General features: G+C 66.7%; 7 protein-coding genes. 4 read left to right on the forward strand and 3 right to left on the reverse strand.

Features of this window, described 5'->3' with window-relative positions; translation table 11 throughout:
• Position 1 precedes the first annotated feature (1 nt).
• From fliF to fliP, 4 genes are read left to right on the forward strand one after another with little or no spacing between them, the layout of a single operon-like run.
• Positions 2 to 1,603, forward strand: a complete 1,602-nt coding sequence (fliF, locus tag U1E69_RS16275) for a flagellar basal-body MS-ring/collar protein FliF (protein ID WP_322245460.1) — start codon at positions 2 to 4, stop codon at positions 1,601 to 1,603.
• Positions 1,603 to 2,184, forward strand: a complete 582-nt coding sequence (locus tag U1E69_RS16280) for a flagellar biosynthesis protein (protein WP_322245462.1) — start codon at positions 1,603 to 1,605, stop codon at positions 2,182 to 2,184. The genes fliF and U1E69_RS16280 overlap by 1 nt, the downstream gene beginning before the upstream one ends.
• Before the next feature lie 9 nt (positions 2,185 to 2,193).
• Entirely contained in the window at positions 2,194 to 2,463 is a 270-nt protein-coding gene (locus U1E69_RS16285; protein WP_322245463.1) for a FliM/FliN family flagellar motor switch protein, read from the forward strand.
• A 29-nt stretch (positions 2,464 to 2,492) separates the two neighbouring features.
• A complete protein-coding gene (fliP, locus tag U1E69_RS16290; RefSeq protein WP_322245465.1) occupies positions 2,493 to 3,188 on the forward strand; it encodes a flagellar type III secretion system pore protein FliP in 696 nt (231 codons plus the stop codon).
• A gap of 51 nt (positions 3,189 to 3,239) precedes the next feature.
• On the opposite strand, the gene U1E69_RS16295 is transcribed toward fliP, so the two are convergent.
• The 3 genes from U1E69_RS16295 to U1E69_RS16305 all read right to left on the reverse strand — a co-directional run.
• Positions 3,240 to 4,091, reverse strand: a complete 852-nt coding sequence (locus U1E69_RS16295) for a 4-(cytidine 5'-diphospho)-2-C-methyl-D-erythritol kinase (RefSeq protein ID WP_322245467.1) — start codon at positions 4,089 to 4,091, stop codon at positions 3,240 to 3,242.
• Complete coding sequence (locus U1E69_RS16300) at positions 4,081 to 5,820, reverse strand: tetratricopeptide repeat protein (protein WP_322245468.1); 1,740 nt, start codon at positions 5,818 to 5,820, stop codon at positions 4,081 to 4,083. Before U1E69_RS16300 ends, U1E69_RS16295 begins: the two co-directional genes overlap by 11 nt.
• Before the next feature lie 115 nt (positions 5,821 to 5,935).
• A partial coding sequence (locus U1E69_RS16305) for a 4Fe-4S dicluster domain-containing protein (protein WP_322245470.1) occupies positions 5,936 to 6,499 on the reverse strand: 564 nt, incomplete at its 5' end.

The following is a 6,499-nucleotide window of genomic DNA, read 5'->3' on the forward strand; positions in this document are numbered from 1 at the left end:
CTTGCAGAACGTGATCGACATCTGGACCAAGCTTGACCTGCGCCGCCGCGTCATCATCGTGGGGGCGACCCTTGCCATGTTCGCGGCAGTGCTTGCCCTTAGCCGGATGGCCGGAAAGCCGGAAATGGGCCTGCTTTACGCAGGGTTGGAGCCTGGGGCCGCAGGTGAGGTCGTGGCCGCACTGGACCAGCGCGGCGTGGCTTACGAAATCCAGGGCGACTCGATCCTGGTCGATGTCGGCCAGCGCGATGCCCTGCGCATGGCCCTCGCGTCCGAGGGTCTGCCGGCTGCGGGTGGCGGCGGCTATGAGCTTCTCGATTCGCTGTCGGGGTTTGGCACCACGTCGCAAATGTTCGACGCCGCCTACTGGCGCGCGAAAGAGGGAGAGATCGCGCGGACGCTTCTGGCCCTGCCTGAGGTCAAGGCCGCGCGCGTCCATATCGCCAGCGCCCCGACCCGGGCCTTCCAGCCCGAATCGCAAGCCACGGCCTCGGTGACGCTGACGACGGTGTCGGGCAGCCTCAGCGAGGCGCAGGCCCGCGCGATCCGGCACCTGGTGGCCAGCGCGGTTGCAGGGATGGTACCGGATTCGGTGCAGATCATCGACACGGTCGCGGGCCTGATCGGCGGGCAGGAGAGCGAAGGCTTTCAGACCGGTGATGCGGCCGACCGTGCCGCGGCGATCAAGGGGAATGTCGAGCGTTTGCTGGCCGCCCGCGTGGGCGCGGGCAAGGCGGTTGTCGAGGTTTCCATCGACCTTATCTCGGAACGCGAAGCGATCACCGAGCGCAAGTTCGATCCCCAGGGCAGGGTCGCGATCTCCTCCGAGACGGAAGAGCGCAGCGGTTCCAGCACCGAGCCGGGTGGCGAGGTGACGGTGGCCTCGAACCTGCCCGAAGGCGATGCGGCTGCGGGCGGTCAGGGCCAGAGCCAGAACTCTGAAACGCGCGAGCGGGTGAATTACGAGGTCTCGGAGACCCAGCGCGAAATCCTGCGCAGCCCGGGTGGGGTGCGGAGGATGACGGTGGCCGTGATGGTCGACGGCGTGGCGACAGTGGCCGAAGACGGCACCCGGACCTGGGCTCCGCGGCCTGACGAAGAACTGGCGACGCTGCGCGAACTTGTGGCCTCGGCCGTGGGGCTGGATGAGGCGCGCGGCGATGTGCTGACCCTGAAATCGCTTGAATTCCAGGAGGTGCCGCTGCCCGCCGGGACCGAGGCGACGACCAGTTTCCTGCCGCCAATGGGCCAGATCGACGTGATGTCGATGATCCAGACCGCGGTCCTTGCTTTGGTGGCGCTGGTCCTAGGCCTGTTCGTGATCCGGCCGGTGCTGACCTCGGCCAATCGGGCTGCCTTGCCGGCACCCGAGTCGCAGCTGGCCTTGCCGTCGGCGCTGGGGTCGGGGGCCATCGCCTTGAACGGCGAAGTGGATGACGGCTTCGACTTTGGCACCTTCGCCACCAGCCAAGGCGACATCGGCGCGGGGGATGAGCCCGAGGAAGACCCTGCGACCCGCCTCCGCCGCCTGATCGAACAGCGCCAGACCGAGTCGATCGAGATCCTGCGCGGCTGGATGGAAGCTGAAGAGGAGCACGCCTGATGCCGGCCTTGCGTCTTGAGGTTTTCGATACCGCCTCGGCGGCTGACGGGTCAGAGCAGCCCCTGGTCGAGGCGACTGCCGTCGAGGAAGCCAAGGTCGCCTCGTTCGAGCAGGGCTATTCCGCCGGCTGGGATGATGCAGTGGCCGCGCAACAGGGGGACCAGGGGCGCATTCGGGCCGACCTGGCGCGGAACCTGCAAAGCCTCTCGTTCACGTTTCAGGACGCCCGCAGCCATGTCCTGCAGTCGATCAGGCCCTTGATCCTTGAGATGGTGAACCGCCTTCTTCCCGAGGTCGCGCGGGAATCCCTGGCGCCGACGGTGCTGGAGGCCGTGATGCCGATGGCCGAGGAACTGGCGGATGCGCCGGTGACCCTGGTCCTGAACCCGACGGTCCGCGGCCAGATCGAGGACCTCCTGGCCCAGGCGACCGGCCTTCCGATGGTGATCGAGGAGGAGCCGACGATGCCCGACGGGCAGGTCTACATCCGCTTCGGGCCCACCGAGACCAAGGTGGACCTTGGCCAGGTCACCTCCGACATCGCCATCGCTGTCCGCGCTTTCTTCAACCTCAACACCTGAGGATACCAAATGGAAGACATTGCCGATACCAACCCGTTCTCCCAGGTCCCGATCGAAGTCACGATTTCGGTCGGTCGTGCACGACCTCTGGTCCGCGACCTCCTGCGGCTGTCGAAGGACGCGGTCCTGCAGCTGGACCGCCGGGTCGATGATCCGGTCGAGCTTTATGTGGGCGACCGCCTGATCGCGCGGGGGGAACTGACCGAGATGGAGGGCGAGAATGCCGGGCAGCTTGCCGTCCGGCTGACCGAGGTCGCCAATCTGCGGGGCGGGTTGTGAGATTATCCACTGGTCTTTCCCTGTCCCTGATGCTGGTCCTGCTGGCCGGCCCGGCGCTTGCGCAAGAGATGACGCTGGATTTTGGTGGCGAGGGGCAGTCGCTGTCGCTGCGGTCGGTGCAGCTTTTGCTGCTGATCACTGTCCTCTCGATCGTGCCGGGGCTGGCGGTGATGGTCACCTGCTTTCCGTTCATCGTCACGGTGCTGTCGATCCTGCGCCAGGCGCTGGGCCTGCAGCAGGCGCCGCCGAACATGCTGATCATCAGTCTGGCGCTGTTCCTGACCTGGTACGTGATGGACCCGGTCTTCACCGAGGCCTGGGTCAAGGGGATCGAGCCGATGACCAACGGGCAGATCGAAGTGGGGCCGGGGCTTCAGGCGGCGATTGCGCCGTTCCGGGTCTTCATGGCGGCGCGGGTCGATCCCGAGACGCTGCAGACGCTGCAGGACCTGCGGTCGACTGCGACGATCACGGCGACGGATGCGCCGCTGTCGTTGCTGGTGCCCTCGTTCCTGTTGTCCGAGATCCAGCGGGCCTTCGAGATCGGGTTCATGATCTTTCTGCCCTTCCTGATCATCGACCTGGTCGTCGCGGCGATCCTGATGTCAATGGGGATGATGATGGTGCCCCCGGCCATCGTCTCGTTGCCGTTCAAGCTGGTCTTCTTCGTCGTGGCCGATGGCTGGGCGCTGATCTCGGGGGCGCTGGTCCGGAGCTATTTCTGAACGGACGGTGGGCGGATCGCCCACCCTACGCCCGTCCTTCCGCGAGGGATGTCAGTCCAGGATCCGGCCGGTTTCGATCCACCAGAAGGGGTGCGCGGCGCTCAGGGTGCGGGAGGCGCTGAGCGCCGCCTCCGAACTGGCGTACAGCGCGAAATGCGTGCCGCCTGAGCCCGACATCCGGGCAAGAAGGCAACCGGGCGTGGCCTCCAGCGCGGCCTGCACGTCGACAAGGATCGGGGCGATCTCACGGGCCGGAGCGACAAGATCGTTGCGGCTATGGGCGGCAAGCCAGCCGGCGAAGGTTTCGGCGGTGGCAAGTGCAAAGGCCGGAAGGTCCGGCAGCGGCGGGTTCTCGCGTGCGGTCAGCCGGGCGAAGACCTGGGGCGTCGGGACCGGCAGGCGCGGGTTCACCAGGACAACGGCCAGGGGCGGCAGGGTCGGAAGGGGTCTGACCTGTTCACCGATCCCGGTCATCCGCGCCGGACGCCCCGAGAGGCAGACCGGGACGTCGGCACCAAGCTGCAGGACCTCATCCGCCAAGGGCAGGGGCAGCCCGGTCAGCCGCGCCAGCGCCCGCAGCGCCGCCGCCGCATCCGCCGAGCCGCCTCCGATGCCCGAGGCCACCGGCAAGCGCTTGTCCAGAACCAGCGCTGCATCCTCGACCCCCATCAGACGCGCGGCGCGCAGGACCAGGTTGTCGGGTTCCGCCTGCAGCCCGGCCCCTTCCGGCCCGGCCACGACCAGTGAAAGGCCATGCGCCGGGCTGGCGAAAACGCGGTCGGCCACGTCGGCAAAGACCACCAGGCTGTCCAGAAGATGATAGCCGTCCAGCCGCCGCCCGGTCACATGCAGACTGAGATTGACCTTGGCTGGCGCGGTTTCGGCGACTGCCTCAGTTGTCATTCTCGGCGGCCTTGACCGGGGCCTTGACCGGGGCCTCGACCGGGGCCTGGGCGGTGCCCTCCTCGGCCATGACGGTGTCCAGCCCAACCTCAAGCTTGCGCAGGATGCGGGCCTTGTCCGTCTCGGTCGGCTCGAAGGAAAGGGCGCGGCGCCACTGGAAACGGGCTTCGAGCTTGCGGTCGTTCATCCAGTAGACATCGCCCAGGTGGTCGGTGACGATGGGATCGACGGGTTCCAGCAGCGAGGCTTTCTCCATTGGTTCCAGCGCATCGGTATAGCGGCCAAGCTTGAAATAGGCCCAGGCGAGGCTGTCGATGATGTAGCCCTGCTCGGGGTCGCCGGCGACGGCCTTCTGGATCATCCCCAACGCCTCGTCCAGCTTTTCGCCACGGTCGACAAGGCCGTAGCCAAGGTAATTCAGAACCTGGGGCTGGGTCGGGTTCAGTTCCAGCGCCTTGCGGAAATCGGCTTCGGCGAGGGCCCAGTCCTTGGACTGTTCGTGGCAGATGCCGCGATAGAAATAGAGCACCCAATCCTCGGCCTTGGCCGCCTTGGCGAGGTCAATGGCCGCCGTATAGGCGACCTCGGCCTCGTCGAAGCGGTCCTCGCTGCGCAGAAGGTCACCCAGGGCAAAATGCACACGCCGGATGTCGCCATTGCTGCGCGAGAGGGCCTGCAGCGCCTCGATCGCGGCATCAGAGCGGCCCAGCGACCGTAGCGCCCCGGCGCGACCGATCTCGGCGGTGACGAAGGCGGGGTCGGTGGGCGGGAAGACGGCATAGGCGTCGGCGGCAAGCTGGTGCTGGCCCAGCTCCTCCAGCACGTCTGCGGTCAGAATCAGGGCGTCGGAGTGGTCGGGGCGCAGATAACCCGCGATGCGCAGATGAAGCAGCGTGTAGACCGGGTCCGCCTCGCCGTTCAAGGCGGTCGAGATCGAGAAGAACACCTCGGCGATCCCGTCGCGGGCCGTGGTCACGGTGTCGAAGGGAATGGGCTCGCCAGCCGCCAGTCGCTTGCGGATGGCGTCGACAATCGGGTCGGGGTCACTGCTGAACGTCCGGTCCAGAAGCGCCAGAGCCTCGGAGTTGCGTTCCAGCTGGCTAAGGATCTGGGCATGGGCGAAGACGCCACGCCGCATCACATAGATCGGACCGGCCGCGCGGCCCGACAGGATTTCGTCTGCGCCTTCGAAGTCACCGACCGAGGCAAGTGCAAGCGCCTTGTGGTAGTAACCGAAGGCCTCGAACCCCTTCTGCCTGGTCACGACATCGAAGGCCTCTACCGCCTCGGACATCTTGCCTTCGCCGACCTTGGCCCAGGCGGTGACCAGCAAGTTGGTCAGCTGACCGACATCGCGTCCGGTGTCGGCGGCGGCCAGGATCGCGGCATAATCCTCGCGCTTGGCCTCATCGGCGAGCAGCGCCATTTCGGCAAGCTGGCTGGCCTCTCCCTCGACCGCCTTGCGCAGCTTTGCAGCCTCGATCGCCAGGGCGAAGTCACCGATGCCGATCTCCGCCAGGATCGCGCCGTCCAGGAGCTGGGGATTGGCGGAATCGGCGATGATCGCCTTGCCGTACCAGGTTGCTGCGGCGCGGAAGTCGTTTTCGGATTCAGCGATGCGGGCGGCCAGGTAGGCACCGCTGTCGATCTTTTCGTCCGCCCTGAGCGGTGTGCCCATCGCGGCGGCGAGGAGAAGGGCGGTCAGGGTGCGGGACATGATCTGGCGCATCGGCCTCTCCTCTTGGGTCAAGTGACGGTAGCCCGACGCAAGGCCGTGCGCAATGCAGCGGGGCCCGACCTTGCGGCCGGGCCCCGGGGATTGGGACAAGCTTTCGTGAGTCGCGTCACATGTTGGGGTAGTTTGGCCCGCCGCCGCCCATCGGCGTGGTCCAGACGATGTTCTGGCTGGGGTCCTTGATGTCGCAGGTCTTGCAGTGGACGCAGTTCTGGAAGTTGATCCGGAAAGTGGCGTCCTGACCTTCGCCCAGCACCTCGTAGACCCCCGCCGGGCAGTACCGCTGCGCGGGTTCGGCGTATTTCGGCAGGTTGATCGAGATCGGGACCGAGGGGTCCTTCAGCACCAGATGCGCGGGCTGCGCCTCGTCATGGTTGGTGAACGAAAAGGCGACGTTTGTCAGCCGGTCGAATGACAGCTTCCCGTCGGGCTTGGGGTAGTCGATCGGCTTGAAGTCCTTGGCGAGGCCGGTGGCGGCGGCGTCCGACTTGCCGTGGCGCAACGTGCCAAAGGCGGTCAGGCCGATCGTGTTCAGCCACATGTCCACGCCCCCGCCCATCAGGCTGGCGATCAGACCGTACTTTGACCAGAGCGGCTTGACGTTGCGGACCTTCTTCAGGTCGCGGCCGATGGCACCCTGGCGGACGTCGGTTTCGTAAGCCGCGAGTTCGTC

Origin of the sequence: Tabrizicola sp., from assembly GCF_034366665.1 — a bacterium.
GTDB lineage: Bacteria > Pseudomonadota > Alphaproteobacteria > Rhodobacterales > Rhodobacteraceae > Tabrizicola.